The organism is Streptomyces sp. NPDC001594 (assembly GCF_042893675.1).
Lineage (GTDB): Bacteria > Actinomycetota > Actinomycetes > Streptomycetales > Streptomycetaceae > Streptomyces.
Genome location: NZ_JBIAVB010000007.1, coordinates 1 through 26,044 on the forward strand (window position 1 = coordinate 1; position 26,044 = coordinate 26,044).

At 72.8% G+C, this 26,044-nt stretch carries 24 protein-coding genes, 1 tRNA gene and 1 riboswitch; of the genes, 6 read left to right on the forward strand and 19 right to left on the reverse strand.

Annotation, left to right across the window (positions count from 1 at the left end; translation table 11 throughout):
* The 3 genes from ACFY0O_RS15805 to ACFY0O_RS15815 form a co-directional block, all read left to right on the forward strand.
* Positions 1–390: transposase (locus ACFY0O_RS15805; RefSeq protein ID WP_388947278.1), on the forward strand; the 390-nt coding region annotated here is incomplete at its 5' end.
* 746 nt (positions 391–1,136) lie between these two features.
* On the forward strand, positions 1,137–1,685 hold the full coding sequence (locus ACFY0O_RS15810) for a helix-turn-helix domain-containing protein (protein WP_388947279.1): 549 nt from the start codon (positions 1,137–1,139) through the stop codon (positions 1,683–1,685).
* Positions 1,686–1,734: 49 nt separating this feature from the next.
* Positions 1,735–2,934 (forward strand): tyrosine-type recombinase/integrase, encoded by a 1,200-nt coding sequence (locus ACFY0O_RS15815; RefSeq protein WP_388947280.1) that lies wholly within the window; start codon positions 1,735–1,737, stop codon positions 2,932–2,934.
* Positions 2,935–3,045: 111 nt separating this feature from the next.
* Here ACFY0O_RS15815 and ACFY0O_RS15820 read toward each other — a convergent pair.
* Positions 3,046–3,119: transfer RNA gene (locus ACFY0O_RS15820), tRNA-Pro, on the reverse strand.
* 123 nt (positions 3,120–3,242) lie between these two features.
* Here ACFY0O_RS15820 and ACFY0O_RS15825 point away from each other — a divergent pair.
* Together ACFY0O_RS15825 and ACFY0O_RS15830 are read left to right on the forward strand one after the other, a co-directional pair.
* Positions 3,243–3,944, forward strand: coding sequence for a transketolase (locus ACFY0O_RS15825; RefSeq protein ID WP_388947281.1), 702 nt, complete (start codon positions 3,243–3,245; stop codon positions 3,942–3,944).
* Between the two features lie 12 nt (positions 3,945–3,956).
* Positions 3,957–4,856: a transketolase family protein gene (locus tag ACFY0O_RS15830; RefSeq protein WP_388947282.1), complete on the forward strand. Its 900-nt coding sequence runs from the start codon at positions 3,957–3,959 to the stop codon at positions 4,854–4,856.
* Positions 4,857–4,886: 30 nt separating this feature from the next.
* On the opposite strand, the gene ACFY0O_RS15835 is transcribed toward ACFY0O_RS15830, so the two are convergent.
* The 8 genes from ACFY0O_RS15835 to ACFY0O_RS15870 all read right to left on the reverse strand — a co-directional run bounded on the left by ACFY0O_RS15835 (position 4,887) and on the right by ACFY0O_RS15870 (position 12,482).
* Positions 4,887–5,432, reverse strand: a complete 546-nt coding sequence (locus ACFY0O_RS15835) for a GAF domain-containing protein (protein WP_388947283.1) — start codon at positions 5,430–5,432, stop codon at positions 4,887–4,889.
* Entirely contained in the window at positions 5,429–6,073 is a 645-nt protein-coding gene (locus ACFY0O_RS15840) for an ATP/GTP-binding protein (protein WP_388947284.1), read from the reverse strand. Before ACFY0O_RS15840 ends, ACFY0O_RS15835 begins: the two co-directional genes overlap by 4 nt.
* Positions 6,051–6,392, reverse strand: coding sequence for a DUF742 domain-containing protein (locus tag ACFY0O_RS15845; RefSeq protein ID WP_358897739.1), 342 nt, complete (start codon positions 6,390–6,392; stop codon positions 6,051–6,053). The genes ACFY0O_RS15840 and ACFY0O_RS15845 overlap by 23 nt, the downstream gene beginning before the upstream one ends.
* Before the next feature lie 83 nt (positions 6,393–6,475).
* Positions 6,476–7,018 (reverse strand): roadblock/LC7 domain-containing protein, encoded by a 543-nt coding sequence (locus ACFY0O_RS15850; RefSeq protein WP_388947285.1) that lies wholly within the window; start codon positions 7,016–7,018, stop codon positions 6,476–6,478.
* Positions 7,015–8,907, reverse strand: coding sequence for a sensor histidine kinase (locus ACFY0O_RS15855; RefSeq protein ID WP_388947286.1), 1,893 nt, complete (start codon positions 8,905–8,907; stop codon positions 7,015–7,017). Before ACFY0O_RS15855 ends, ACFY0O_RS15850 begins: the two co-directional genes overlap by 4 nt.
* A 288-nt stretch (positions 8,908–9,195) precedes the next feature.
* Positions 9,196–10,401, reverse strand: a complete 1,206-nt coding sequence (locus tag ACFY0O_RS15860) for an MBL fold metallo-hydrolase (protein ID WP_388947287.1) — start codon at positions 10,399–10,401, stop codon at positions 9,196–9,198.
* Between the two features lie 123 nt (positions 10,402–10,524).
* Positions 10,525–11,310, reverse strand: a complete 786-nt coding sequence (locus ACFY0O_RS15865) for an SGNH/GDSL hydrolase family protein (RefSeq protein ID WP_388947288.1) — start codon at positions 11,308–11,310, stop codon at positions 10,525–10,527.
* 164 nt (positions 11,311–11,474) lie between these two features.
* Positions 11,475–12,482 carry a peptidoglycan DD-metalloendopeptidase family protein gene (locus ACFY0O_RS15870; protein ID WP_388947289.1) on the reverse strand — a complete coding sequence of 336 codons (1,008 nt, stop codon included), beginning with the start codon at positions 12,480–12,482 and terminating at the stop codon, positions 11,475–11,477.
* A 4-nt stretch (positions 12,483–12,486) separates the two neighbouring features.
* Positions 12,487–12,678, reverse strand: a riboswitch (cyclic di-AMP (ydaO/yuaA leader).
* A gap of 331 nt (positions 12,679–13,009) precedes the next feature.
* Between ACFY0O_RS15870 and ACFY0O_RS15875 the strand changes: the two genes are divergently transcribed.
* Positions 13,010–13,774 (forward strand): tyrosine-protein phosphatase, encoded by a 765-nt coding sequence (locus ACFY0O_RS15875; RefSeq protein WP_388947515.1) that lies wholly within the window; start codon positions 13,010–13,012, stop codon positions 13,772–13,774.
* Positions 13,775–13,813: 39 nt separating this feature from the next.
* Here the strand turns inward: ACFY0O_RS15875 and ACFY0O_RS15880 are convergent, their stop codons facing one another.
* The 10 genes from ACFY0O_RS15880 to ACFY0O_RS15925 form a co-directional block, all read right to left on the reverse strand.
* The gene (locus tag ACFY0O_RS15880; protein ID WP_388947290.1) at positions 13,814–15,247 is read right to left on the reverse strand and encodes an aspartate aminotransferase family protein; all 1,434 of its coding nucleotides are present in this window, start codon (positions 15,245–15,247) and stop codon (positions 13,814–13,816) included.
* A complete protein-coding gene (gene hpnH, locus ACFY0O_RS15885; protein ID WP_388947291.1) occupies positions 15,244–16,275 on the reverse strand; it encodes an adenosyl-hopene transferase HpnH in 1,032 nt (343 codons plus the stop codon). The genes ACFY0O_RS15880 and hpnH overlap by 4 nt, the downstream gene beginning before the upstream one ends.
* A 5-nt stretch (positions 16,276–16,280) precedes the next feature.
* A complete protein-coding gene (locus ACFY0O_RS15890) occupies positions 16,281–16,919 on the reverse strand; it encodes a 1-hydroxy-2-methyl-2-butenyl 4-diphosphate reductase (protein ID WP_388947292.1) in 639 nt (212 codons plus the stop codon).
* Positions 16,919–18,970: a squalene--hopene cyclase gene (shc, locus tag ACFY0O_RS15895; RefSeq protein ID WP_388947293.1), complete on the reverse strand. Its 2,052-nt coding sequence runs from the start codon at positions 18,968–18,970 to the stop codon at positions 16,919–16,921. Before shc ends, ACFY0O_RS15890 begins: the two co-directional genes overlap by 1 nt.
* A 117-nt stretch (positions 18,971–19,087) precedes the next feature.
* Complete coding sequence (locus ACFY0O_RS15900) at positions 19,088–20,188, reverse strand: polyprenyl synthetase family protein (RefSeq protein ID WP_388947516.1); 1,101 nt, start codon at positions 20,186–20,188, stop codon at positions 19,088–19,090.
* Between the two features lie 71 nt (positions 20,189–20,259).
* Entirely contained in the window at positions 20,260–21,651 is a 1,392-nt protein-coding gene (gene hpnE / locus ACFY0O_RS15905) for a hydroxysqualene dehydroxylase HpnE (protein ID WP_388947294.1), read from the reverse strand.
* A 388-nt stretch (positions 21,652–22,039) separates the two neighbouring features.
* Positions 22,040–22,990: a presqualene diphosphate synthase HpnD gene (gene hpnD / locus ACFY0O_RS15910; protein ID WP_358898841.1), complete on the reverse strand. Its 951-nt coding sequence runs from the start codon at positions 22,988–22,990 to the stop codon at positions 22,040–22,042.
* Complete coding sequence (gene hpnC, locus ACFY0O_RS15915; protein WP_388947295.1) at positions 22,987–23,937, reverse strand: squalene synthase HpnC; 951 nt, start codon at positions 23,935–23,937, stop codon at positions 22,987–22,989. The genes hpnD and hpnC overlap by 4 nt, the downstream gene beginning before the upstream one ends.
* A 329-nt stretch (positions 23,938–24,266) precedes the next feature.
* Positions 24,267–25,049 carry an ABC transporter ATP-binding protein gene (locus tag ACFY0O_RS15920; RefSeq protein ID WP_358898845.1) on the reverse strand — a complete coding sequence of 261 codons (783 nt, stop codon included), beginning with the start codon at positions 25,047–25,049 and terminating at the stop codon, positions 24,267–24,269.
* Positions 25,042–25,977, reverse strand: coding sequence for an ABC transporter permease (locus tag ACFY0O_RS15925; RefSeq protein ID WP_358898847.1), 936 nt, complete (start codon positions 25,975–25,977; stop codon positions 25,042–25,044). The genes ACFY0O_RS15920 and ACFY0O_RS15925 overlap by 8 nt, the downstream gene beginning before the upstream one ends.
* Positions 25,978–26,044 lie beyond the last annotated feature (67 nt).

Genomic DNA, 26,044 nt, shown 5'->3' on the forward strand with positions numbered 1-26,044 from the left:
ACACGGATGAAGTCCCGCCTGGCCGTGACCGCCCTGGACAACGCCGTGGCCCGACGTGAACACGTCGACGGATGCATCCTGCACACCGATCGCGGATCGCAATTCCGGTCCCGGAAGTTCGTCAGGGCGCTCGACCGCCACCGGATGGCCGGGGCGATAGGAAGGGTCGGGGCAGCCGCCGACAACGCGGCCATGGAGTCCTTCTTCAGCCTCCTGCAGAAGAACGTCCTCGACCGCAGGAAGTGGGCCACCCGCGAGGAACTACGGATCGCCATCGTGACCTGGATCGAGCGGACCTACCACCGACGCCGCCGACAAGCCGCACTCGGCCGACTGACCCCCGTCGAATTCGAGACCGTCATGACCACACCGGCCCTCCAAGCCGCGTGACTCAACCTGTCACCCGAACCTGCACCAGACCCCCCCCAAGGGGATCTAAAGGGGCTTGTTTCGTCGTGCCAAGAAACGGCGCGAGGCTAGGCATTGAGTACACCGGTTGATCGAAAATGGTGAACGAGTAGGTTCTGTACTCGTACCGGACGTCGTACCGGTTCAGGCCGGTACATCACCCGGTACACCCAGGGCCGGTACATGCGGCGCCCAGTGGGCGAGAGGGAGCTGGAAGGAACAACCCCGCTCAGCGGGGGTCGAGAGGGGATGCAAGACGGGGGGAGTCAGCCGCGCCATGAGGATCGAACATGGCCTCCCGTGCGGTCGGTGTCGCGGCTGACTCCCCCCGTCCTCTCCACCTGCACCCCATGAAACCCATGAGCCCTTCGGGGTGTGCAGGTTCCGAGTCCACCCCCAAGGGGGGACACAGTGGCTGTCCGGCGGCTTTCCTTCCAGACCTTCCTTCCGCCGAACAGCAGAGAACCGCTCACGCGGATAGGCCGGGCCGGCGTCGCCGCCCAGCCGATGGCGACGTTGTCGCGGTTTGACCTTCCGGGGCTTTTGCTTCCTCGCTCGCTTCCGCAGATTGCCACATGACTTCCACAGCCGCGTCCAAGGCTCCCCGCATTGCGGGGCTCACTGCGGTGACTACGGCCTTGACGCGTCAGTGCGCCATGTGTGCGCAGGGTGGCTGCCGCGAGGAAGCGGCAGAAAGGAGGTGAGTGATATGGAGTACACGATCATCCGTGTGTATCGAGTTCCCGCACGGTCCCAGGTCGAGGCGACCGACCGCTTTGTTGAGGCCCGGGAGCTTGGCGTCGAGCGGGACTACCTGGTCCGCGATTACATCCGCGGTCCGCAAAGGGAGCCGACCGTTATGCCGGTGCGTAGCGGGGCGTCCTGGTGGACGTTGGTACGAAGGCAGCTTCTCGGTCGATAGGGGAGCTGCCAACTCTTGGGCCGCTATTTGCCCTTGCTCCATTCCGCCCCCCTTGTCTCACCGGTATCCTGATAGGGACGGTGAGGCGTTTCGTCTCTTCCGTCACCCTCGCCGGCTTCCCCGTAAGGAGGAGAGGCACTTGTCGGGGACTGCGCATTCCCATCCCACGCTCGCGGAGATTCGATCGTGGGCAGCAACCGTCGATGTTGCTCGGGCCGCCGCGGCTGTCGGTATCTCCAGGTCGCATCTCTACGAGTTGATCAAGCGGCAGCAAGCGCCCTTTCGGGTCGTGGCCTTCGGCAACCGATATCGAGTTATCACCGCATCACTCATCGCGTACCTCGAAGCCGCGTAAGGAGCGCGTACAGTCCCGCAGGGGGGCCTTTTTATAAGCAGGCACAACCATGAGCAGCACGATCACGAAGATAGTCCTCAAGTCCGGCGCGGTCAGGTATCGCTTTGTCACCGATGGCCCGCGAAAACCCGGCGGCGGACGCTGTCAGATCCGCAAGACGTTCCACACGAAGAAAGAAGCGCTGGACGAGCTCGCCCGCATCCGCCACCAGACCGCGACCGGCTCCTTCGTCATTCCGAGCAAGATGACCGTTGACGAGCTGCTCGACCTCTGGCTTACCAGTGCGGTTCGGGGTGTCGAGCGAGCGACGGCGTCCAACTACGACAGCGTTATCCGTCCGGCTCGGCTGTTTCTCGGGGAGAAGCGAGTGCAGCAGCTCACCGAGCAAGACGTTGAGAAATTTGTCGACTGGATGCTCACCCGGGGTCGACAGCGCGGTGGGAAAGTAGGGACCGGCCTGAGTGCCCGATCGGTCCGCCTCACGCTTGGCCGCTTGCGCTCCGCGCTCACCCTCGCTGTTCGCCGCGGCTTCGTACCCCGGAATGTCGCCGAGTACGTCCGCATTCCGCGCTCCGCAACGGGTACCACTCGGTTCACGCCGAAATATCGACCGTGGGACGAGTCCGAGGTCAAGGCCTTCATCGAGGCCATCAAGGACGACCGCTTGTTCGGCGTCATGCTCCTGGCGCTGATCGCGCAACGTCCCGCCGAGGTGTGCGGGACCCGGTGGGAAGATGTCGATCTCGATGACGCCGGGACGATTGCCGTGGGCAATACGCGCACCATCGTGTACGAGCGAAACCGGAGGAGGGGAGAGCGCAATCAGGTCGTCGAGAAGGACCCGAAAACCCGCAGCGGTAATCGTGTGCTCCCCCTGCCCAACCCTGTCCGCGTCGCGCTTATCCGCTTGTGGGACCACCAGGCACAGGAGCGGGAAGCCGCCGGGCCGGCGTACGAGGCCACCGGGTACGTGGTGGTCGATGAGCTTGGGCGTCCGTTCAAGACCGACAAGCTCCGACGCGAGGCGCACCGGCTGATGGCTCAGGCCGGCGTGCGCAAGGTCCGGCTCTACGACGCGCGGCACGCGTGCCTGTCCTGGATGGCGAACAACGGGGTGCCCGACACGGTCGTCTCAGCGTGGGCTGGGCACAGTGACCTGTCCTTCACCAAGCGGGTCTATGTCCACCCGGATCCGCAGAGCCTCAAGGTCGGCTCGGACAAGCTGGGCGAGCTGCTGTCCGGTGCGTGATCGTCGGCGACTGTGACGAAATGTGACACCGGCGAGCCGGCAAACGGAGAGGGCCTTGTCTCACGTGAGTGAAACAAGGCCCTCATCTGCGACTACGGGAAGATTCCCTAGTCGGGACGACAGGATTTGAACCTGCGACCCCTTGACCCCCAGTCAAGTGCGCTACCAAGCTGCGCCACGTCCCGGTGCCGCTGACCTGGGGTTTCCCCCGGCTCAACCGGCACGAGAACCATACCGCACTTCCACTGGTGGTCGCGCGCACCTTTCGCTCTTGACCTCAAGCCCGCTTGAGGTCACATGGTGGCTGTATGACACACGCAACCGCGGAGCCCGGCCTCCGCTACGAGGACCTGGGCCGCCTGATGGCCCTCATGACCGGGGACGAGAAGCACGGGCCCGCCGCCACCTCCACCCTCGACGTGCTGTGGGTGCTGTACGACCGGGTGCTGCGGGTCGGTCCCGGGAGCGCGGACGAGCCGGGCCGGGACCGGTTCCTGCTGTCCAAGGGGCACGGGCCGATGGCGTACTACGCCGTGCTCGCCGCCAAGGGCTTCTTCCCCGTGGACTGGCTGCCCGGCTTCGGCACTTTCGACTCCCCCCTCGGCCACCACCCCGACCGCGTCCTGGTCCCCGGCGTGGAGATCGCCAGCGGCTCCCTCGGGCACGGCCTGCCCCTCGCCGTCGGCAGCGCGCTCGGCCTGCGGGCGCAGGGGCTCCACGATCCCGCCGTGTGGGTGCTGATCGGGGACGCCGAGCTCGACGAGGGCAGCAACCACGAGGCGATCGCCTACGCAGGCTCGGCCGGGCTGGAGGCCCTGCACACCGTGGTGGTCGACAACGACTCCGCCACCCACGGCTGGCGCGGCGGGATCGCCTCCCGCTTCGAGGCCGCCGGCTGGAGCACCGCCACCGTCGACGGCCGCGACCACGCCGCCCTGCACGCCGCGTTCACCACACCGCATCCGGGCCGGCCGCACGCCGTCGTCGCCCGCGTCGAGAAGAAGTTCTGAGGGGGATACGCCATGGACACGATGCGGGAGCGGTTCATCTCGGTCACGTCGCGACTGCTCGACGAGGACCCCCGGCTGGCCCTCGTGCTCGCCGAGATCACCATGGACGGGTTCCGGCCCGCGCAGCGGCGCCACCCCGACCGGGTGATCAACGTCGGGATCCGCGAGCAGCTGCTCGTCGGCGTGGGCGGCGGGCTGGCCCTCACCGGGCTGCGGCCGGTGGTCCACACCTTCGCCAGCTTCCTGGTGGAGCGGCCGTTCGAGCAGGTCAAACTGGATTTCGGGCACCAGGACACGGGCGGGGTCCTGGTCAGCTCCAGCGCCAGCTACGACTGGCCGGCCGGCGGCTACACCCACATGGCCCCCGGTGACGTGGCCCTGCTGGACACCCTCGACGGCTGGACCGTGCACGTGCCCGGCCACCCCGACGAGGCGGAGGCCCTGCTGCGCCACGCGTACGCCGCCGGGGACGACCGGGTCTACGTCCGGCTCTCCCAGATGTCGAACGCCCTCCCGCGCCCGGAGGCCGGCGGGCCGCGGTTCCGGACCGTGCGGGAGGGGCGCGCGGGCGTGGTGCTCGCCGTCGGCCCGATGCTGGACGGCGTCCTCGCGGCGACCGAGGGCCTCGACGTCACCGTGCTGTACGCGGCCACCGTGCGCCCCTTCGACGACACGGCCCTGCGCGCCGCCGTGGCCCGCGCCTCGGCCGACGTGGTCCTGGTGGAGCCGTACCTCGCCGGGACCTCGGCGGCGGCCGCCGGGCAGGCGCTGCTCGACGTCCCGCACCGGGTGCTGCCCCTGGGGGTGGGCCGCGCGGAGCTGCGCCGGTTCGGGACGATCGAGGAGCACACCGCCGCGCACGGGCTGGACGCCGCCTCGCTGCGGCAGCGGATCACGGCCTTCCTGCGCTGACCGGCCGGGGCGGCCCCGGGCGGGGGTGCCTCAGGCGGGACGCTCCCCGCGTTCCCGGAGCCGTTCGGCGAGCTCGGCGGCGAGGTTCTTGACCGTCGTCAGACCCGCCAGCCCCCACCGCCGGGGCACGACGTCCACCGCGCACACCGTGCCGAGGACGGTGCCCCGCGAGTCGGTGAGCGGCGCCCCCAGGTAGGAGCGGATCCCGCTCTCGTCCACGACGGCGTTCCCCGCGAAGCGGGCGAAGTCCCGTACGTCCTCCAGGACCAGGGCCCGGCCCCGCACCACCACGTGCGGGCAGTAGCCGTGGTCGCGGGGCAGCACCCGCGCGGGGTAGCCGCTCGCCGCCGCGTCCGGGCCGTGGTGCAGTCCGGCGAAGAACTGGCGGTCCTCGCCGACGAAGTTGACCCCGGCGTACGGGGCGTCCAGGGTCTGCGCGACCCGGCGGGCGAAGGCGTCGAGTTCGGCGTCCACCCGCTCCCCCAGGTTCATCTCGCGCAGCCGGACCACCCGTGCGGGCGCCTCCCGGTCCACGGGGGTGAGCAGCAGATGTCCGGTCGATGCGTAGCGGTTCATGGCGGTTCCCCCGGTGCGGAGTGGTGTGCGTAGGCGTGCTGGACTGCCGGACCGGGCCCGGCGGAGCGCCGGGCCGTGGTCAGCAGGTGGTGGACCAGGGCGGCCAGCGTCCCGGTCCCGGAGCCCGTGAGGCGCGCGTCGCAGCGGACGACGGGCACCTGCGGGCCGAGCCCCACCGCCTCGCGGACCTCCTCGGCCGTGTAGCGGTGGCTTCCGTCGAACTCGTTGACGGCGACCACGAAGCCGATGCCGCGCCGTTCGAAGAAGTCCACGGCGGGGAAGCAGTCGGCGAGGCGGCGGGTGTCGACGAGGACGACGGCGCCGAGCGCGCCCGCGCAGAGCTCCTCCCACAGGAACCAGAAGCGCTGCTGTCCGGGCGTGCCGAACAAGTAGAGGACGTGCCGGTCGTCGAGGGTGAGCCGGCCGAAGTCCAGGGCCACCGTGGTCGCCGCCTTGGCCTCCACCCCGTCGAGCGGGTCGGCGGCCGCGCCGATCCCGCTCAGCAGTTCCTCCGTGCACAGCGGCTCGATCTCGCTGACCGCGCCCACGAAGGTGGTCTTGCCCGCCCCGAACCCGCCCGCGACCAGGATCTTCAGGGTCGCGGGCAGGGCCGGGGCCTCAGAGCCGGCGACGCAGGCCATCGAGCACCGCCCTCAGCAGGGTCTGGTCGTCGGCGGCGAAGGACCCGCCGCCGCCCGGGAACCTCGGTGCCTGCGCCCGCACGGCCCCGTACTCCATCAGGTCGGACAGCAGCACCTTGACCACCACCGCCGGCAGCCGCAGCTGGCCGGCCACCTCGGCGACGGTCACCGCCGGCGCGGCGGCGCAGCAGCGCAGGGCGAGGACGTGCTCGGCCCCGAGCGGGACCCGCGGCCGGACCCCGGTGGCGCACACCAGCGACAGCAGGTCGAGGGCGACGGCCGGCCGGGTACGGCCCCCGCTGGCCGTGTAGGGGCGCATCACCCGGCCGGCCGAGTCGTCCAGCCAGGGCGTGTCGCGCGGCCCCCCGGCCCCGGATCCCCGTGTCCCCCTGGCCCAGGCCCTCATCGCCCGGCTTCGGCGTCGGCGACGGCAACGGGGCGGCGCGGCGGGGCCGCGAGGTACGGCCGGACGCTCTTGACCAGCATGGCCATCTCGTAGCCGAGCACGCCCGCGTCGGCCTCCCGGTCCGCGAGGACGGCCAGACAGGTACCGGAACCGGCCGCGGAGACGAAGACGAGGGCGGTGTCGAGTTCGACGACGACCTGGCGGACCTCGGCGCCGTCGCCGAAGCGGGCGCCGGCGCTGCGGCCGAGGGAGTACAGGCCGGACGCCAGGGCGGCCATGTGGTCGGCGCTGTCGGAGTCCAGGCCGTGCACGCAGGTGACCAGCCCGTCGTTGGTCAGCAGCACCGCGGCGCGCGTGTACGGGACGCGCTGGACCAGTCCGCCGAGCAGCCAGTCGAGGTCCGACAGGCTGCCGGTCTTGGTCTGCGCCTGCGCCTGCGCCTGCGCCTGTGTCTGCGTCTGCGTCTGTGTCGCCACTTCGCCGGCCATGGGGGTGTGCTCCTTGCTGGGGTTCGTGCGGGTGTTCACGCGGGGGGTCATGTCTGCTGCTCGGAGGACTGGGCGAGGCCGAAGCCCCGCTGGAAGGCCGCCATCAGCCCGGGGTCGTGCACGGGCTGTTCGGCGTCCCCGTCCGTGCGGCGGGGGGCGGGGGCCTCGCGCAGCTGGGGGGCGAGGTGCGTCTGGGCCCGGCGCCGGGGCAGCGCCGGCCGGTCGTCGCGGTCCGCGCGCGCGGCGGGGATCCGGCGCGGGAGGGGCTCCGGCCGCGTCACGTCGCCGCCGGCCTCCTCCCGGTGGGCCCACACCGGCCCGCGCTCGGCGGCCGGGGCCGCGAGCCCCTCGGGGGAGGCGGGGACCAGGCCGAGGTCGAGGGTGTGCCCGGGGTCGGGGAGCCGGCCCGCGCCCGGAGTGCCGTGGCCGTCCGCCGCCCGTCCCGTGTCCGGCGTCCGGCCGGCGGGGGTGGCGTCGGCACGAGGGGGGCGCGGGTCCGGGGGCCACCAGGGATCCGGTGCGCGCACGGGCCCGGCGGCCCGGCCGGTGCCGGCGGCCGCAGCGCCGAGCGCGCCGGGCGGGGGCGCCGCGGGCTCCCGTCGCGGCCCGGGGGCCGGGGCCTCGGTGAGGCGGGCCGGCTCCAGGGGCGGGGTCATGGGCGAGGACGTGGGCGGGGTGGTCTCGGCCGTGCCCCAGGAGGTGGCGCGGGAGCCGCCCAGGGCGTCGGCGGCGCTGGGGGCCTCGGCGCCCAGCAGCCCCTGGGGCAGCACCAGGACGGCCAGGACCCCGCCGTAGATGTTGGACTTCAGCTCGACGGCGATCCCGTGCCGCCGGGCCAGCGCCGAGACCACGAACAGGCCGATCCGCCCGTCCGCCAGCAGGTGCCGGACGCTGACCTGCTCGGGGTCGCCCAGCAGGGTGTTCATCCGGTTCTGCTCCTGCGGCGGCATGCCCAGCCCGCGGTCCTCGACCTCCACCGCGATTCCGGCGGTGACCCGCTCCGCACGTACCACGACGTCGGTGTCGGGGGCGGAGAACACCGTGGCGTTCTCGACGAGTTCGGCCAGCAGGTGCACCACGTCGGCGACGGCGTGCCCGCGCACGGTGCCGCCCGCCGGGGGCACCACCTTCACCCGTGTGTACTGCTCCACCTCCGCCACCGAGGAGCGCAGCACCTCGCTCAGGTCGATCGGCCGCGTCCACTGGCGCCGGGAGGCGGCCCCGCCGAGCACCGCGAGGTTCTCGGCGTGCCGCCGGATCCGGGTGGCGAGGTGGTCGACGTGGAACAGCTGCCGGAGCAGGTCGGGGTCCTCGACGGTGTCCTCCAGTTCGTCGAGGAGCGAGATCTCGCGGTGCACCAGCGACTGGAGCCGGCGCGCGAGGTTGACGAAGACCTCCACCTTGCGGTCGCTGTCGCTGGGCGCGGCCGGGGCGGCCAGCCGTACGAGCGCCTCGTGGGCCTGCTCGCGCGCGCCGCGCAACTCCTGTGCCAGCAGCCAGAACTCGTCCACCCGGGCTGGGCCGGGCGCCTCGGGCGGCGGGGTGGCCCGGCCGGTCCGCGCGGGGCGTCCCGGCCGCTCGCCCCGTTCGAGGCGCTCGGCGGTCGTCCGCAGCTCCTGGCGGCCGCGCATGCTGGAGCGCCGCAGCGCCTCGCAGCGGTCCCGGACGGCCTTGGCGGCGCGCTGGGCCCCCAGCAGGGCGGCGGCGAGGGCCCCGACGGCCAGCAGGGCGCAGCCCGCGAGCACCGGCCACAGCCGCGCGTCCCGCTGTCCGGCGCCCCCGCCGAGCTGGAGGGTGAAGATCACCGCGGCGGTGCCGCTGAGCCCGGCGGCGAGCGTGGGCAGCACGGCGGCACGGACCAGCTGGGGGCGTATCTGCCGGCCGGGGCCCGTGGCGGCGTGTCTCGACGGGGCGTGGCGGGCGGCGCGGAGTCCGGACATCGGCGTCCTCGGTAGGTGGGGCCCGGCCCCCGGATCCAGTTCCCGGGGCCCGGTGTTGATCACCGGATACCCACGCTAGACCGCACGCTCCCACGGCCGTTGCCGAGTTGGGGAACTTCGGCGGCCTGCTTCCCGCTCCCGATGGAGCGCTCGCACGACAGCCCGAATGCGCCGGGAGCGCGCGCACCCGTGCAGGTCGGGGCGTGCGCGCCGCCCCACGGGCCTGCTCCCGCCCCGGGCCGCCCACGCGTACCGCGCGCCCTGTGCTCCCCGCGCGCTGCCGGAAGGTCAGGAGCCGACGGCCTCCGGTTCGCCGAGGTCCGCCGTCGGGGCCGGGGCCGGGGCGGGGGTGGCGGGGGCGGGCGGGGTGTCCGCGGGGGTCGGGGGGCCCGCCACGAAGGGGCGCCACCAGGGGGCGGCCGGGGCCTCGGGGGCGCCCGGTTCGAAGGGCTGGCCGGGGATGGGCAGGGCGACGGCGGCGCCCGCCGCCCCGGCGGCGGCCAGGGTGCCCTCGCCGGGCTCGTCCCATGGGTGCGGGGCCAGGTTGAAGGTGCCCCAGTGGATCGGCAGCATCGTGCCGGACGGGGCGCCGCCCTGGAGGTCGAGGTGGGCCCGCATGCCCTCCTCGGGGGTCATGTGGATGTCGGGCCAGTACTCCGAGTAGGCCCCGATCTGGATCATCGTGGCGTCGAAGGGGCCGTGTTCGGAGCCGATCTCCTTGAAGCCGGGGAAGTAGCCGGTGTCCCCGCTGTGGAAGATCCGGTGCCGCTCGCCCGCGACCACCCAGGAGGCCCACAGGGTGGACTGCTGGTTGCGCAGCCCGCGCCCGCAGAAGTGGCGGGCCGGGGTGGCCGTCAGGGTGAGCCCGGCGACCTCGGTGGACTCGTTCCAGTCCAGCTCGCGCAGCCGGTCCGGGGCGACGCCCCAGCGCTCCAGGTGCGCGCCGACGCCCAGCGGGACGGCGAAGACGGTGCCGGTGCCGGCCAGGGCCTTGATGGTGGGCAGGTCGAGGTGGTCGTAGTGGTCGTGGGAGATGACCACGACGTCGGCGTCGCCGAGGGAGGCCAGCGGTACCGGCACGGGGTGCAGCCGCTTGGGTCCGGCGAAGGGGAAGGGGGAGCAGCGCTCGCCCCAGACGGGGTCGAAGAGGACGCGGCGGCCGTCGATCTCGGCGAGCACGCTGGAGTGCCCCATCCAGGTCAGGCGCAGTCCGCTCGCCGGCGGCTTGGCCAGCTCGGCGAGGGTGGTGGGGTAGACGGGGATCGGCGCGCCGGGGTTGCGCCGGATCCGCTGCTCCTTGTGGAAGTAGATCTTGGCGAACTCCAGCATCGAGCCGGCAGGCCTGGTCCGGGCCCCCACCGGGTTCTGGAAGACGCCGTCGGCGAAGTTCGGCGAGCTCAGGATGCGCGCCAGCCGGGCACCGGACGGGTCCGCGCCGAAGGCTTCGGGCCGCAGGGCGCGCAGCCGGGGACGCAGGGGAAGGGAGCCGGTCAAGGCGCCTCCTGGGTAGTGCGGGTGGGGTGGGGCGGGGGACGCCCACGACCATCCCAACGCGCACCGGCTTCCCAGGATTCCGCCCGGCCGGGCCCGGCGCGCCGCCGGACCCGGCCGTCCGGGTCAGAGCGGGAGCAGGTCCGGGCGCTTGGCCTCGACGTTGTCGCCGGAGGACTCCCCGCGCAGCCGCCGCCCGATCCAGGGCACGAGGTGCTCGCGCGCCCACTGGATGTTGTCCCGGGTGACGTCCACCGAGCCGCGCGGCGCGGCCGGCGGCCAGGGCTGGTCGGGGTCGGTGGGGACCTCGTAGCCGAGGACCTGCGCGGCGCGCAGCGCGACGCGGGTGTGGCCCTCGGGCGAGAGGTGGAGGCGGTCGCCGTCCCAGGCGCGGCGGTCCTGGACGGTCTTGAGCGACCACAGGTCGAGCACCGGGCAGCCGTAGCGGTCGGCGATGGCGCGCACGTGGACGTTGTACGTCGCGATCTTGCCGCGCAGGTGCTTGAGGACGGGCACGCCCCGGGTGTCGAAGCCGGTGGTGATCATGACGAGGCCGACGGCGCCGGTGAGGTCGGCCACGGCCGCCTCGAAGCGCTCCGCCACGTCGTCGGGGTCGCTGCCGGGCCGAATGATGTCGTTGCCGCCCGCACAGAAGGAGACGAGGTCGGGGGCCAGCTCCTTGGCCCGCGGGAGCTGCTCCTCCACGATCTGGTCGAGGACTTTGCCGCGTACCGCCAGGTTCGCGTACCGGAAGTCGTGCTCGTCGCGCTGATCCGCCAGGAGTACGGCGAGCCGGTCCGCCCAGCCGAGATACGAATCCCCGGGTCCCGGGTCCCCCACGCCCTCGGTGAAGCTGTCCCCGATCGCCGCGTACGAGCCGATGGTCTTGAGTGTCGTCTTCGTCGCTGCCACGGGAACCCATCCTTCACCCCCGCCGCCAACCTACGCCAACGTAATGAGGGGTTGACGGACCGTGATCTATACCACGCGGGGGATAAGGAATAAGTACACGCGGGGCCGGGACCCCCCTCGGGCCCCGGCCCCGCGCGCGTCGGTGCTCCGCCGCCCGGGCGGTCTCAGACGCTGACGCCCTTCGAGCGGAGGTAGGCCAGCGGGTCGATGTCGGAGCCGTAGGCGGGGCCCGTGCGGATCTCGAAGTGGAGGTGCGGACCGGTCACGTTGCCGGTGGCGCCGGAGAGGCCGATGCTCTGGCCGGCGGTGACGGTCTGGCCCGTCGAGACGTTCAGCTGGGAGAGGTGGCCGTACTGGGAGTACTTGCCGTCGGCGTGCCGGATGACGACCTGGTTGCCGTAGGCACCGCCCCAGCCTGCGGAAACCACCGTGCCCGCGCCGACGGCCCGGACGGTGGTGCCGGTGCTCGCGATGAAGTCGACGCCGGTGTGGTAGCCGGAGGACCACATGGCGCCGGGGGTGCGGTACTGGGTGGAGATGCCGCCGCCGACGGGGGCGACGAATCCGGCGGCGCTCGCGGGGGCGGACTGGGCGGCCGGGGCGGACTGCTTCATTCCGCGGGCCGGCGCGGCGGAGCCCTTCCGCTGCGCGGCGCCCGAGGAGCCGGCGGCGCCCGACGCGGCGGGGGCCTCCTCGGCCGGGGCGGGGTCCGCGGCGTCCTCACCGGCCGCCGGAGTTCCGCTCGAGGACTCCTCGGCGGGGGCCGCAGCCGGCTTGGGGGCGGCGGGGCCGGCGCTCCCGCCGAGGGTCAGGCGCAGGCCCGGGTGGATGAGGGAGGGGTCGTCGCCGACGGCCGCGCGGTTGTCGGCGTACAGCTGCTCCCAGCCCCCGGAGAGCCCGCGCTCGGCGGCGATGACCGAGAGGCAGTCGCCGGGGACGACCGTGTAGACGGACGGGGCGGCGGCCGGGGCCGCGGCGGGCGCGGCGGTCCGGAACGCCTCCGGGGCCTGGGCGGACGCGACGGCGGGGGTCACGGCGGCGGGGGCGGCCGCGTGGGCTCCGGCGGCGCCGGTCAGCGGCAGCGCGAGGGCGGCTCCCCCGGTGCCGGCGAAGGCCAGGCCGCGGGATATGGAACGGGACTTCGGACGGCGGTGCTTGCCCTTTCCGGGCATGGCGAATTCCTCTCCGGCGCCTGCGAGGTGAGCTGTCGGGTTCGGACTGGAGATGTCCGGCCGTACGGGTACGGCTTCACCCCGAGCCGCGCCGGATTCGATCCGGCCCGGCGGCCTGCATGGTTCCCCCGCTCCTGCCGCGCGTCGTGGTCGGGTGCGGTTCCCGGGCGGCGGCAGGATTAGGCGGTCCACCCGGATCGCTCGCGAAGGTAATCCAGCGGGGGCACGGGCAACAAGCGGTGAATTCCCTGACGGAATAGCAGGTATGACCGATCAACGAATTTACGGTCACCCTGCGTCCATTCCCGACCGCCAACAACCTTCCCCGCATGGGAATTCGTGTTCCGCGATCAGGCACGCTCGGTCACCGTATGATCTGGCTCACGGAGTTCGGCCCGATCTCTCGTCCACCTATGGCAAGTTGGTCCCAACCAGAGCAATTCGGACACGCAGCGCACCGCGGAGGAGAACACGTGACCCAGCAGATACCGCAGGACCTTCCCGCGTACCCCGAACCCACGCCCGAGATGACCGGAGTGCGCAATTTCCGTGACGTGGGCGGTTTGCCGACCACGGACGGACGGAGGGTCAGGCCGGGACGACTGTTCCGAAGCGGACATCTGGCGCATGCCACCGAAACCGATGCAGAATTCCTCGCCTCCCTCGGCCTGCACACCGTCTTCGACTTCCGCAACGCCGCCGACCGGGCCGTCGAGGGCCCGGACGTCGAACTGCCGGGCGTGCGCAACGTGAACGTCCCGCTCTCGGACCCGGCCGACGGCGGGGAGTTCTGGCGGACGGTCCGCGAGGGCGGCCTCGACCAGCTCCGCTCCCTGCTGGGCGACGGCAGGGCGGCCGCCCGCATGGCGGAGTCGTACCGCGAGATGATCCGCCACCGCACCGCCGAACACGGCCGGGTGGTGCGCGCCCTCGCCGAGGACAGCGTGCCCGCACTCCTGCACTGCGCGGCCGGCAAGGACCGGGCGGGCCTGTCGATCGCCGTCACCCTGCTCGCCCTGGGGGTGGACCGCGACGCCATCGTGGCGGACTACATGGAGTCGAACGCCCCGCACAACCGCTACCGGCTGCTGCGCGGCACCGAGACGCCCGAGACCCGGCCCGGGGAGGTGACGGAGCTGCTGGCGCCGCTGTTCGACGCCCGCCCCGAGTACCTGCTCGCCGCGTACGAGACCGTCGACGCGCACTGGGGCGGACTCGACCGCTACCTCTCCGACGGCCTGGGGCTCACCCCGGCCACGCGGGAGCGGCTGCGCGACCAGCTGCTGGACTGAGCCCGGCCAGGGCCCCGGAAGCACCGGGGCCCCCTACCGCTAGCGGTTGCCGACGGCCTGCTTGACCAGGGTCCGGCCGAAGTCCCACATCAGCGAGCCCCCGCCGTGCGCCTCGTCCATGACCTCGCGGAAGGCGGCGACGAACCGGTCCACGTCCGCCTCGTCCACGATCAGCGGCGGGATCAGCTTGATGACCTCCAGGTGGTCCCCCGAGACCTGGGTGAGGATCCGGTGCCGGTTCAGCAGCGGCACCACGACCATCTGGGCGAACAGCCCCTTGCGGGCCGCCTGGAGCATCGTCCAGCGGCCGCGCAGGCCCAGCGAGGACGGCCGGCCGAACTCGATGCCGATCATCAGCCCGCGGCCGCGCACCTCGTGGAGCATCTCGTACTCGTCCACGAGCGCGGCCAGCCGTCCGCGCAGCAGGTCGCCCATGGCCCGGGCGTTGGCCACGACCTGCTCGTCCTCCATGACGTGCAGGACCGCCAGCCCGGCCGCCATCGCCTGGGCGTTGGAACCGAAGCTCGCGGAGTGCACGAGGACGCGGTCCATGGACGAGTAGACCTTCTGGAAGATCCAGTCCTTGCCCAGGGTCGCACCCACGGGCACGTAGCCGCCGGAGAGGGCCTTGGCCACGCACACCAGGTCCGGCTCCACGCCCGGTTCGTGCTGGTACGCGTAGAAGTCCCCGGTGCGTCCGAGGCCGGTCTGCACCTCGTCGGCGATCAGCAGCGCCTTGTGCCGGTGCAGGAGCTCCTGGGCGGCGCGCAGGAACCCCGGCGGGGCGGCGTGCACCCCCTTGCCCTGGATCGGCTCGACCACGAAGGCGGCCACGTCGCCCCGGCGCAGCTCGCGCTCCAGCGCCCCCAGGTCCCCGAGGGCGATCTTCGTGTCGGGCAGCAGCGGGGCGAAGCCGTCGCGGAATCCGCCCTCTCCGTTGACCGACAGCGAGCCGGTGGTGAGCCCGTGGAAGGCGTGGTCGCAGTAGAGGACCCTGGGCCGGCCGGTGGCGTAGCGGGCGAACTTGAGGGCGGTCTCGACCGCCTCGGTGCCGCTGTTGCCGAAGAAGACGCGGTCCAGGTGGGGGCTGTGCGAGAGCAGCTTCTCGGCCAGCAGCCCGGGCAGCGGCTGGCAGTCGAAGCGGGTCAGGTCGGCGAGCTGGGCGTCCAGGACGTCGTGCAGGGCCCGGCGGACCACCGGGTGGTGGCGGCCCAGGCCCATCACGCCGAAGCCGGCGAGCATGTCGAGGTAGTCGTTGCCCTCGGCGTCCCAGAAGTGGGCGCCCTCGGCGCGCACGTAGACCTTGTCGAAGCCGATGGTGCGCAGCATGCGGGGCAGCTGGTGGTTGAGGTGGCGGGCGTGCAGCTCGTAGCGCTCCGCGCCGCGCTCGGCGAGCAGCGCGGCGAGGTCGAAGCCGCCTCCCGCGCCGGACGCCCTTCCCCCGCCGGCCGCCCCTGCCTGCGGCTCCGTCATGCCGACGCGTCCCGGTTCCCGGCGACCGTCTCGCGGGCGGCGCGCAGGGACTCCTTGAGGGAGCCCATGGTGGCGAGGACGGCGGTGGGCTCGTAGCCGCAGTGCGCCATGCAGTTGGCGCAGCGCGGGTCCTTGCCGCGGCCGTACTTGCTCCAGTCGGTGTCGTCCACCAGTTCCCGGTAGGTGGGCACGTATCCGTCGCTCATCAGGTAGCAGGGGCGCTGCCAGCCGAAGAGGGAGTAATTCGGAATGGCCCAGGCGGTGCAGGGGAAATCGGCCTTTCCTTCCAGGAAGTCCAGGAAGAGCGGCGAGTGGTTCAGCCGCCAGCGGCGGCGGTTGCCGCCCGCGAAGGCCTTCTTGAAGAGTTCCCGGGTCTGTTCGACGCCCAGGAAGTGCTCCTGGTCGGGCGCCTTTTCGTAGGCATAGGCGGGCGAGATCATCATTTCGTCCACCTGGAGGTCGTCATTGAGGTAGTTCAGCACCTCGATGACGGTCTGCGGGGTGTCGGTGTTGAAGAAGGTGGAGTTGGTGGTCACCCGGAATCCGCGCCGCTTCGCCTCCTTGATCGCGGCGACGGCCTCGTCGAAAACGCCTTCCTTGGCCACGGATTCGTCGTGGCGTTCGCGCAGCCCGTCGATGTGCACGGCGAAGGCGAAGTAGGGGGACGGGGTGAACTTCTCGATCTTCTTGCGGAGCAGCATGGCGTTGGTGCAGAGGAAGACGTACTTCCGCCGGGCCACCAGCTGTCGGACGATCTCGTCGATCTGGGGGTGCATCAGGGGCTCGCCGCCCGCGATGGACACCATGGGCGCGCCGGACTCCAGGACGGCGCCGACCGCCTGGGCGACGGGCATGCGCTGCTTGAGCACCCCGGCCGGGTGCTGGATCTTGCCGCACCCCTCACAGGCCAGGTTGCACGCGTAGAGCGGCTCCAGCTCGACGATCAGCGGGAACTTCTCACGCTTGCGGAGCTTCTGTTCGAGAAGATAGGTCCCGACCCTGATGGACTGTCGCAGCGGCATGGCCATCTGGTTCACCTCCTGGGAATCAGTAACGAACGGTGCCATTCATGAAAAGCGGGCAGTACGGCACGTAGTACACGGAAGGCCGATATTCCTCCGCGTACCGTGCCGATACGGACGAGCTCGTGCTCTGGAGCGTCCACGATCACCCGGACGGCCGCAACCGGGCGGCCCGCCCCGGAAGCGGTCCACAGGGTGGCCGCGGACTCCATGTCGACGGCGATCGCGCCGGCGGCCCGCAGCCGGTCACGCTCCTGGCCCCGGACGACGTGGTCGGAGCCGGTCAGTACGCCGGTGTGCACGGTCCGCCCCGGAACGGCGCGGGCCAGTGCTCCGGCGAGCACGGCGGTACCGGTGCAGGGGACCGCCCCGCGGGGGTCGCGGGTCTCCTCCGCCACGACGAGGTCTCCGGGGTTCATCCCGGGGACCAGCCCGGCGCAGAAGCCGGTGGCGAGGACGGCGGCGCGTTCCATCCCCGGGCGCCCCAGGGCCCGGGCCACGGCCCGGTCGGCGGCGCGCGGGCCCATCCCGGTGCGCAGCACGGTGCCCCCGCCGGCGGCCCGGCCGGTACCGCCGAGGGCCGCCCGCTCGATGCGCAGGGCGCAGGCGATCAGCAGCGGCGGCGCGGACGGGGCCGCGCGGGCGGACATCAGACCCCCTCGGCCGCAGCGGGAACGGCCGCCGCGCCGCCGGTTCGCGCGGCGCCCGGGCCGAAGGGCTCCCCGTACAGGTAGCGGCCCAGGGCCGTGAGGGGGAACACCTGCCGGTAGAGGTGGTAGTTGATGGAGAAGTCCCAGGGGAAGCCGGTCCCGGTGAAGTACGGCTCGTCCCAGGTGCCGTCGGCGCGCTGGGTCTCCACCAGGTACGCGAGCCCGCGCCGGACGGCCTCGCCCTCCCGCTCCCCCGCCGCGAGCAGGGCCATCAGCGCCCACGCGGTCTGGGAGGCCGTGGAGGCGCCCTTCCCCGCCCAGGATCGGTCCTGGTAGGAACGCTGGTCCTCGCCCCAGCCGCCGTCCGCGTTCTGCACGGACTCCAACCAGCCGACGGCCCGCCGCACGGCGGGGTGCCGGGGGGAGATCCCGGCGGCGGTCAGGGCCGGGACCACCGAGCCGGTCCCGTAGACGTAGTTGGTGCCCCAGCGGCCGAACCAGCTTCCCTCCGGCTCCTGTTCGGCGAGCAGCCAGGCGATGCCGCGCCGGGCGCGCGGGTCGCCGGCCTTGCCCTCGGCGGCGAGCATCTCCACCACGTGGGCGGTGACGTCGGCGGACGGCGGGTCGATGACCTCCCCGAAGTCGCAGAAGGGCAGCCGGTTGGGGAACGGGCTGGTGTTGTCGGCGTCGAAGGCGGCCCAGGCGCCGTTCTTGGACTGCATCCCGAGGGTCCAGGAGGTGCCGCGGGCGATGGCGGCCTCCACCTTCGCCGGCTCCGGGTGGCGGATCCGGCGCAGGGCCAGGACCACCTCGGCGGTGTCGTCGACGTCGGGATAGGTGTCGTTGTGGAACTCGAAGGCCCAGCCGCCCGGTTCCAGGCCGGGGCGGCGCACGGCCCAGTCGCCGCTGCGCCGGATCTCCTCGCCGAGCATCCAGTCGGCGGCCTTCACCAGCGCCGGGTGGCCGGGGTCCACGCCCGCGTCGGCCAGGGCGATGGCGGCGAGGCAGGTGTCCCAGACCGGGGACTGGCAGGCCTCGACCATCCGGGCGCCGTCCTCGCGCCAGACGGTGAAGCGGTCGAGGGATTCCAGTCCGGCCCGCATCACCGGGTGCCCGAGGTCGTAGCCGAGCAGGTGCAGGGCGATCACGGAGTACACGGCGGGGGGCTGGATGCCGCCCCAGCAGCCGTCGTTCTCCTGGCGTTCGACGATCCAGCGGCCGGCGGCGGCCATCGCCGCCTTGCGCAGCCGGCGCGGGGCGACGCGCCGGTAGAAGTGCAGGGCCTTGTCCATGCGCTGGAAGGCCCCGTCCCAACTGGCCAGCGGGGCCGTTGGTTTGGACGGGTTCGGGTCGCGGGCGTCGGTGTGCAGCTCGTCGAGGGTGAAGGGGGCCGGGCGGACGGGCCGCAGCGCGGAGACGACGGTCAGCGGGACGATCGTCTGGCGGGCCCAGCAGCCGAAGTCGTAGATGTTCAGCGGCACCCAGGACGGCAGGAAGACCAGCTCGGGCGGGAGTTCGGGCAGGTGGTCCCAGCTCCACCAGCCGAAGAGGGCCAGCCAGATGCGGGTGAACACCCGGGCGGAGGCGATCCCGCCCTGCTCGCGGATCCAGGCGGAGGCGCGGGACATGTGCGGGGCGTCGGGCAGGTCCCCGGCCAGCCGCAGGGCCACGTACGCCTCGATGGTGGCGGAGAGTTCGGGCGGGCCGCCGTGGAAGGTGGCCCAGGTGCCGTCGGGCTGCTGCTCTCCGCGGATGAAGAGGGCGGCGGCCCGGGTGGTCGCCTCGTCGCGGATGCCCAGGAACTGGCGCAGCAGCAGGTCCTCGGCGTCCATGGTGACGTTGGTCTGGAGGTCGCCCTTCCACCAGCCGTCCGCGTCCTGGCGGTCCAGCAGTTCGCGGACGGCCCGGTCGGTGGCCTCCTTGACTCCCTTGAGCAGGCCGGTGTCCTCGCCGGACGGGCCTGTGGCCGTGGCGGCGGGGGCCGCCGTGCTGTCGTGTCGCGGATCGGCGCCGTCGGTGATCGCACCGCCGCCGTCGGTCGTCGCTGTCATGGCTTCCCCTTCGTACCGTTCGTCGGCTGTGCCAGGGTCTGCCGTCGGCCGGGGGCCTCTCAGGAGGAGGGGCGCCCGGCCGGCGACTCGCGATTCATATCCACTTTCCGGCGAAGATCACCTCTTGCGCACGACGACGAAGTCGGCGAGCGCGACGAGCTGCTCGCGCACCCGCTGGGGCATGTCCACGTCGTCGAGCGCTCGAACGGCGATCGCGTGCTGGCGGCGCGCCTCGTCGGCGGTCCACTGACGGCCGCCCGCGGCCTCGATCAGGGCGGCGCGGTGGGCGAACTCCTCCTCCGAGAAGTTCTCGAAGTCGTTGCTCTTGGCGTCGTCCGCCAGCAGCCTCGCGAGCTCCTCACATGCGGGTCCACCTGCGGCGAGGGCCGCGACGACGGGCAGGGACTTCTTGCGCTGGCGCAGGTCGCTCCAGGTCTGCTTGCCGGTGGACTCGGGGTCGCCCCAGATGCCGAGGAGGTCGTCGACGGCCTGGAAGGCGAGTCCGAGGTGGTAGCCGTACTCCTCCAGCTTGTCGGCCGTGCGGTCGTCCGCGCCGCCGAGGACGGCGCCGATGGACACCGCGCACGCGAGCAGGGCTCCGGTCTTGTTCCCCTCCATCTCGAGGCATTCTCGAACGCTGACGCGCTCGCGGTGCTCGTAGGAGATGTCCTGGGCCTGGCCGTCGATGAGCTTGCGGCTGGCGGTGGTCAGCCGGCGGGTGGCGCGGCCGGCCTCGACGGTGCCGAGCTCCAGGAGCACCTCGTTGGCGAGGGCGAAGAGGGCGTCGCCGACGAGGATGGCCAGCGCGGGGCCGTGGACCTTCCAGACCGTGTCGCGGTGGCGGCGCTGCTCGTCGCCGTCCATCAGGTCGTCGTGCAGCAGCGAGAAGTTGTGGACGAGTTCCACGGCGACGGCGCCGGGGATGCCGACCTCGGCCGGGGCCCCGGCCGCCTCGGCGGAGAGCAGGGCGAGGGCGGGGCGCACGGCCTTGCCGCCGTCGCCGTCCGCCGGGTTGCCCTGGGCGTCGATCCAGCCGAAGTGGTAGGCGGCGACGGTGTCCATGGGCGCCGCGAGCCGGTCGACCGCCGCGCGGAGCACGGGGGTCGACAGGGTGCGGCCGCGTTCGAGGAGGGCGAGGGTGTCGGTCTTCTCCGCTCCCGCGCCGGCCGTGCCCGCGTCGGCATCCGTGTTCTCGACAGCCGGGTTCCCCGGGTTCACTGGCTCTCCTCTGGTTCCTGTACGTGCTGTGCGGGTCGTGCTGGTGGTGCTGCTGGTGCTCGTGGTGGTCGTCATACCGCCTCCTGCAGAGGATGTTCGCGGGGGCGGCCGAGCGCGGCGAGCGCGGCGTGTGCCGCGCCGAGGCCGCTGCGGACGGCGCTCTCCATGGTCGCGGGCCAGCCGGTGGCGGTCCACGCACCGGCGAGATAGAGCCCCGGCGTGTCGGTCCGGGGGCCCGGGCGCAGCCGGCCGACGCCGGGGGTGGGGGCGAAGGTGGCGGTGCGCTCGCGGGTGACGAAGAAGTCCCGTACCTTCGCGCCGCGGGCGGCCGGCAGCAGCCGTTCCAGTTCGGGCAGGTACTTGGCGCGCAGGACGGAGACCGGCTCGTCGATGTCGTCCTGGGCGACGGACTGGGACAGGGCCAGGTACTGGCCGCCGTCGGTGAGCCCGGAGGAGTCGGTGCGGTCGAAGACCCACTGGACGGGGGTGCCGAGGGCGGCGAAGAAGGGCTGCCGGAGCACCTTGCGGTCGTAGACGACGTGGACGTTGAGGATCGGGGCGGTGCCGATGTCGAGGAGCTTGTCGGGGTCGGCGAGCGCGCCTTGGGGCAGCAGGCCGTGGGCCTCGCGCTGCGGGACGGCGAGGACGACGGTCCCGGCGTCGAGGGACTCCCCGTCGGTGTCGACCCGCCAGTCGCCGTCCTCGCCGCGGGTGACGGCGGTGACGCGGGTGCGCAGTTCGGTGCGGACGCCGGCGGAGTCGAGGGCCTTGCGAGCGAGGGTGTCGTGGAGTTCGCCGAGCGGGACGCGGGCCCAGCCGATGTCGGCGGCGCCGTTCTCGGAGAGCAGGCCGGTCTTGAAGACCATGGCGGCCAGGCCCAGGGAGGACTGCGCGGCGGTGGCGTTGAGGGTGGCGATGCCGACGAGGTCCCACAGGGCCTCGACGGTGCGCGGGCTCTGGCCGTAGCGGGCGAGCCAGGTGGCGAAGTCGAGGCCGTCGAGCGCGGGGTCGGCGGGGTCGAGGCGGCGCAGGGCGAGGGCGGCGCGGCCGACGGAGGCCCGCTCGGCGAGGGAGAGGTGCGGGTAGCGGGCCAGGGAGGCGGCGAGGTGCAGGGGGACGGGCAGAGCGCTGCGGCGCAGCCGGCCCAGGCGCGGCCCGGCGGGGTGGGCCACGTCGAGGACGGGGACGTCGAGGCGGTCCTGGAGCGGGGCGAGGGCGGCGCCGTCGACCCGGTCGAGGAACCACCGGTAGGCGGTGCAGCAGCGCAGGTAGACGTGCTGGCCGTTGTCGACGGTCAGGTCGCCGCGCTTGAAGGAGAAGGCGAGGCCGCCGAGCCGGGGGCGGCCTTCGAGGAGGGTGACCCGCAGTCCGGCGTCGGCGAGTTCGAGGGCCGCGGTGACACCGGCGAGCCCTCCGCCGATGACGACGGCACGTCCGTCGCCGCCGGTTCCGCTGCCGCTCATGATGCCTCCGGGGTGGTGCGCGGGCCCGCCGGGCCCGGGTGTGTCGTACGGGACCGGCCTGCCGGGGCGGCGGGTGCCGCGAGGCCCGCCCGGTCAGACGCGGCCTCGTCCCCCGTGGTTGCCCGCACGAGGGCACGGTCCCCCCGGCCGGGGGCGTGCCCGCCGAGGGCGCCCGGGAGGCCGCGGCCCAAACCGTCGGACAGACCGCCGCCGTCCGACAGACCGCCGCCGTACCCGGGCGTGGGAACCGGGGCCGGACCGCCGGACCGGTCGGCGCGCCCCGCCGCGGGACGGTACGCCGTCGCGGCTCGGGAACCGGCCCGGGCGGGGCCCGCCGGGGCGTCGGTGCGGCGCACCGGGGCACAGGCCGGGGCCGGGGTCGGGGGCATCAGGCGCGCCTCCGGGCGGTCTGGCGGGAGATGGTGCGGGCGTCGAGGCCGGAGAGGCCGCGCACGGCCACGTACGCCTTCTCGTGGGGCGGCAGCGAGACGCGTCCGCGCAGGACGGCGGCGGGTTCGCGCTCGATGCGGTCCAGCAGGCGGCGGTAGATGCCGGCCATCGCCGCGACGCAGGCGCCGCTGCGCCGGTCGAGCATGGGCAGCAGCCGGTAGCCCTCGGTGAACAGGGCGCGGGCGCGCCGGACCTCGTGGTGGACCAGGCCCGGGAAGTCGGAGCCGGCCGGGAGGCGGCCGCTGCGGAAGCCCTCGGAGCAGCCGAACTTGGCGAGGTCCTCGGCGGGCAGGTAGGTGCGGCCGTTGCCGGCGTCCTCGCGGACGTCGCGGAGGATGTTGGTGAGCTGCAGGGCCAGGCCCAGCGTGTCGGCGTACTCCTCGGCGTGCTCGCCGGGGCCGACCGTGCCGAACACGCCGAGCGAGAGCCGGCCGATGGCGCCGGCGACGCAGCGGCAGTAGGCCTTGAGGTCGTCCCAGGTCTCGTACTCCTCGCCGCGGACGTCCATCAGGACCCCGTCGATGAGCTCGTCGAGGCCGCCGAGCGGGATGGGGAAGCGGCGGGCTGCGTGCGCGAGGGCGACGGCGACCGGGTCGGTGTCGTCCTCGTCGACCTCCCCGGCCCGGATCCGGCCGAGGACGGCGCGGGTGTCCTCCAGGCGGGCCAGTTTGGCCTCGGGGGCGAGGGTGCCGTCGCCGATGTCGTCGACGCGCCGCGAGAAGGCGTACAGCGCGGACATCGCCTGCCGCTTGTCGGTGGGCAGCAGCCGGATGCCGTAGGCGAAGTTGCGCGCCTGGGTCCCGGTCACGGCCTCGCAGTAGCTGTAGGCGGCGAGGACCGGGGCGGACGGGACGGACGCGTGGTTGGGGCCCTCCACGTTCGGGCTCACCCCTTTCTCGGCGCTGTGCGCAGGACGGCGGCCACCTCGCGGAGGAGCAGGCCTCGGGTGGGCTTGGGCGGGCCGGGCAGGACGTCGAAGCCGGCGGCCGAGATCGCCCGCAGGGCGGCTCGCCCCCCTCCCACGAACCCCGCGAGCAACAGCCGTAGCCTGCCGTGCACGCTACCCACGAGTGGGGTGCCTTCATTCAGGAGTCCGTATGTGCGTTCTGTTTCGAAGGCGATCAGGGAACGCACGGACGCTCCGGCGGAGCGGGCCCCGAGGTCGGCCTCGGCTACGTGGAAGCGCCGCATGTCCTCGGCCGGGAGGTAGATCCGGTCGCGGGCGAGGTCCTCGGTGACGTCCTGGAGGTGTTCGGCGAGCTGCAGGGCGGTGCAGACGGCGTCGGAGCGGCGGATCCGCTCGGGGGTGGCGGTGCCGGTGAGCTCCAGCACGAGGCGGCCGACGGTGTTGGCTGAGAGCTCGCAGTAGGCGAGGAGGTCCCCGTACGTCGCGTAGCGGGCCACCCGCTGGTCCTGGCGGTTGGCCTCGATGAGCCCGAGGAAGTGCTCGCGGCTGAGGCGGTGCTCGCGGGCGACGGGCTGGAGGGCGAGCAGCAGGGGGTGGCGCGGCGGGCCGTCGGTGCCGCCGAAGACGCGCAGCAGGTCGGCCTCGAGCGCGTCGAGCATCGCCAGGCGGTCGTCGGCGGCGGCCGGGTCGAGGCCGAGGAGGACGGCGTCGCGGCCGCCGGGGGCGAGGTCGCCGTCGCCGATGTCGTCGACGAGGCGGGCGTAGCCGTAGACCGCCATGAGGCCGTGGCGCCAGGCGCGGGGCAGGAAGGCGGGGGCGACGGGGAAGTTCTCCGAGGCGGCCTTGGCGAGGGTGGCGCCGGCGTGCGCGCCGGGGGCGTCGCCGGGGGCCGGGGCCGACGGGTGACGGACGCCGTGCCCGGGGGTCACCGGCCGCCGCCCGGGACCGGGACGGCCGCTGTGCCTGGGGGCCGCAGAATTCCCGTAGCCATTGCCGTCACGTCTCCCGTTCTACACTGCCGACCCAAGTCATCCCATTTCGGACACGCCGCGGAGTTTACCGGGGAGTATCCCGGAGTGGCCCGGGGGAACCGGCTGCGGGGAATCGTCCCCTCTTGCCGCGATTCAGAACTGGTACAGCTTACGCCGTACAACACCACGGGGGTCTATCGGGTGCCCACCACGCCCGGAATGTCGGCCGCATGGCGAGGCCCCCGCCGCGGGGAGCGGCGGGGGCCTGGACGCCAGGGGGCGGCGGGTCAGTGGCTGCTGGCCTTCTCGTACGCCGCGACGACCTCTTCGGTGGGCCCGTCCATCAGGAGCTCGCCCTTCTCCAGCCACAGCACCCGGCTGCAGGTGTCGCGGATGGAGTTGTTGTTGTGGCTCACCAGGAAGACCGTGCCCGCCTTCTCCCGCAGCTCGCGGATGCGCGCCTCGGAGCGGACCTGGAACTTGCGGTCACCGGTGGCGAGCGCCTCGTCGATCATCAGGACGTCGTGGTCCTTGGCCGCGGCGATGGAGAACCGCAGGCGCGCGGCCATGCCGGAGGAGTAGGTGCGCATCGGCAGGGAGATGAAGTCGCCCTTCTCGTTGATCCCCGAGAAGTCGACGATGTCCTGGTAGCGCTCCTTGACCTGCTCGCGGGTCATGCCCATCGCGAGGCCGCCGAGGACGACGTTGCGCTCGCCGGTGAGGTCGTTCATCAGCGCGGCGTTGACGCCCAGCAGCGAGGGCTGGCCGTCGGTGTAGACCTTGCCGGACTCGCAGGGCAGCAGGCCCGCGATGGCGCGCAGCAGGGTGGACTTGCCGGAGCCGTTGGAGCCGATGAGGCCGATGGCCTCGCCGCGGTAGGCGGTGAAGGAGACCCCGCGGACGGCGTGGACCTTGCGCACGCCCGGGGCGTCGCCCTTGCCGCGGCGCATTATCTTGCTGAGCGCGGCGGTGGCGCTGCCCTTGCCGGAGCTGCCGGTGTTGACGCGGTACACGATGTGCACCTCGTCGGCGATGACGGTGGGCACGCGGCCCTGGGTGTTGTCAGCCACGGCCGTAACGCTCCTCAGCCTTCCAGAAGTACACGAAACCGCCGAGGCCGATCACGACGGCCCAGCCGACGGCGAAGGCCCAGACGTGCGGCGGCAGGTGGTGCCGGCCGTAGTCGTCGATCAGCGCGTACCGGATGAGGTCCATGTAGATCGCCGCCGGGTTCCACTGGAGCACGTCGGTGACCCAGCCGGGCACGTGCCGGTCCTTGAGCGCCCCGCTGATCGAGAACATGACGCCGGAGGCGTACATCCAGGTGCGCGTGATGAACGGCATCAGCTGCGCCAGGTCGGGGGTCTTCGCGCCCATCCGCCCGAAGATCAGCGCGAGTCCGGTGTTGAAGACGAACTGCAGCGCCAGCGTCGGGACGACCAGCAGCCAGGACAGCCGCGGGTAGTTGCCGAAGGAGATCGTGACGATCAGCACGACGATCATCGAGTACAGCAGCTGCTGGAGCTGCTGCATCGAGAAGGAGATCGGCAGGGAGGCGCGTGGGAAGTGCAGGGCGCGGACCAGTCCGAGGTTGCCGGGGATGGCCCGGACGCCCGCCATCAGCGAGCTCTGGGTGAAGGTGAAGACGAAGATGCCCGTCACCAGGAAGGGGATGTAGACCCCCTTCGGCATGCCGCGGCCCGCGTTCATGATCAGGCCGAAGATCAGGTAGTAGACCAGCGCGTTGAGCAGCGGGGTCGCCACCTGCCAGATCTGCCCGAGCTTCGCCTCGCTGTACTGGGCGACCAGCTTGGCCCGGGAGAACGCCATGATGAAGTGGCGCCGGTCCCAGAGCTGGCGCACGTATCCGCCCAGGGTGGGCCGCGCGCCGCTGACGGACAGGCCGTACTTGTCGGCGAGCTGCGCCGGGGTCAGCCCCGCGTCGTCGGACGGCGGCTTGCTCGTGGCGAGGGCGCCGTCGGGGGTTGTGTCACTCACAAGTTGAAACTTTCCGTCTTCCAGATGCGCAGGTGGGGCGTCGGGCCTGGAGCGCCGGACCCGTGAT